This window comes from Micromonospora sp. NPDC049799, from assembly GCF_040656655.1.
Lineage (GTDB): Bacteria > Actinomycetota > Actinomycetes > Mycobacteriales > Micromonosporaceae > Micromonospora.
In genome coordinates, this window is sequence record NZ_JBFAMU010000684.1 from 1 (window position 1) to 2186 (window position 2186).

The window sequence follows — 2186 nt, forward strand, 5'->3', positions numbered from 1 at the left end:
GCCACGCTCGGCGTGGTCCGCGCCGGCGCCGCGTACGTGCCGGTCGAGCCGGGATGGCCGGCACCTCGGGTCGCCTCGGCCTGCGAGCAGGCCGGGATCCGGCACGCGGTGGTCGCCGCCGGTGTCGACACGAGCTGGCCCGAGGGTGTCCGGGTGCACCGGCTCGACACCGCCGGTGTCCTCGCCGGCCCCGATCCATCGGACGTCCGGCTGCGCCGGGCGCGGGCCGACGACCTCGCGTACGCGATCTTCACGTCCGGGTCCACCGGGCGGCCCAAGGGCGTGGCGGTCGAGCATCGGCAGGCGCGCACCACCCTGGACGAGATGGCGGCCCGGTTCCCGCTCACCCCGGAGGACCGGGTCCTGGCACTGTCCGCGTTGAGCTTCGACCTGTCGGTGTACGACGTGTTCGGCGCCCTGGGCGCAGGGGCCGCGATGGTGCTCCCCGAACCGGACCGGCAGCGGGACCCGGGGCACTGGCTGGAATTGGCGGCCCGGCACCGGGTGAGCGTGTGGAACTCGGCGCCGGCCCTGCTGGAGATGCTCGTCGAGTACGCCGAGATCGACCCGGTGGCGGCGACGGAGGCACTGTCGGCGCTGCGGCTCGTGCTGCTCTCCGGCGACTGGATCCCGATCACCCTGCCGGACCGGCTGCGGTCGCTCGCCCCGGACGCGCGGGTGGTGAGCCTCGGCGGCGCCACCGAGGGCTCCATCTGGTCGATCTGCCATCCGATCGGGGCGGTCGACCCCGCCTGGACGAGCATCCCCTATGGTCGCGCCCTGCGCGGGCAGTCCTTCCACATCCTCGACGACGACGGCCGCCCGTGCCCGGTGGGATCGGCCGGTGAGCTGTACATCGGTGGGGACGGTGTGGCGCGCGGCTACGTCGGCGACCCCGAACAGACCGCTCAGCGCTTCAGCCACCACCCGCTGCTGCGCCGCCGCCTCTACCGCACCGGTGACCTCGGCCGCTGGCGGTACGACGGCACGATCGAGTTCCTCGGCCGGGTGGACCGGCAGGTCAAGATCCGGGGCCACCGGATCGAGCTGGGCGAGGTCGAGTCGGTTCTCGACCGGGCCCCCGGGGTGCGGCAGTGCGTGGCCCGGTCGGTGCCCGGCCCGGACGGCCGACCTCGGCTGGTCGCGTACGTCGTGCCGGCCGACGCCGACACCCCACCCGCCGAGGACGACCTGGTGGCGCGGCTGCGGGAGCACCTGCCCGAGTACATGGCGCCGAGCCGGTTCGTGTCCCTGCCGGCCCTGCCGGTCACCGACAACGGCAAGGTCGACCACGCGGCCCTGCCCGACCCGTACCGCTCCGCGCGCCGACCGTCCATCCCCGCCAGCCACGAGAGCCCGTCCTCCGGCGGATCGCTCGCCCGACCGACCGAGGTGGCCGGCGACGAGGAGTCGGCGGTACCGGACGGCGCCGAACCCCTCACCGTCGCCGTGTACCGGCCGACCGGGGTGACCCGGGAGCGGGGCGCCGGCCTGGCCGCGTTGCTCGACGACGCGGTGGGGGCGGGCCTGGAGGTCCGTGTCGAGGTGAGGGCGGGGCACCTCCGCCCGGCGGCCGCCCTCGCCGCCGCGGCACGCCTGGCGGAGATCGCGGACGCCGGAGTCCTGCCGTACCGGTTGACGGCGCGGGTCGGCTCGGGGACGGACCTGCTGTCCCTGGACGTCGCCGCCGCACCGGACAGCTCGGTCCCGCCCCCGGCGGTACCAGCCGGCGCGTCGGAGCCCGCCGCCGGGCCGGTCGATGCGCGAGCGGACACGGTGGCGCAGGTCGACCTGCCGGATCCCGCCGTCGAACGCGCGGTCGCGGAAGTCCTCAGCGACCTGCTCGGCGCACCCGTCGACCCGGACACGCCGTTCTTCCGGCTCGGGGCCACGTCACTGACCCTCGTCCAGGCGCACCGTCGCCTCACCGCGCGGGTCGCGCCGGACCTGGCCATCGTGGACCTGTTCGCCCATCCGACCGTCCGCGCCCTGGCCCGCCGCATCACCACCGCCTCCACCCCCGGATGCGTGACCACCGGCGGCGGCCGTCAGCCCGCCCGGCCGGAGACGACCTGCGGCGACCCGGGAACGGACCCGGCACAGGCCCTCCCGACCGCATCCGCCGACGCGGGCACGGCCGACGCCGCGAGCGCTCCGCCGGACCGCGCCGACGAGGCACCGGGGGG

1 protein-coding gene is annotated in these 2186 nt (G+C 76.3%); it reads left to right on the forward strand.

All coding sequences use genetic code 11. The annotated features are described in order from the left end of the window. On the forward strand, positions 1-2186 hold a 2186-nt coding region (locus AB0I76_RS28235; RefSeq protein ID WP_357041672.1), incomplete at both ends, for an amino acid adenylation domain-containing protein.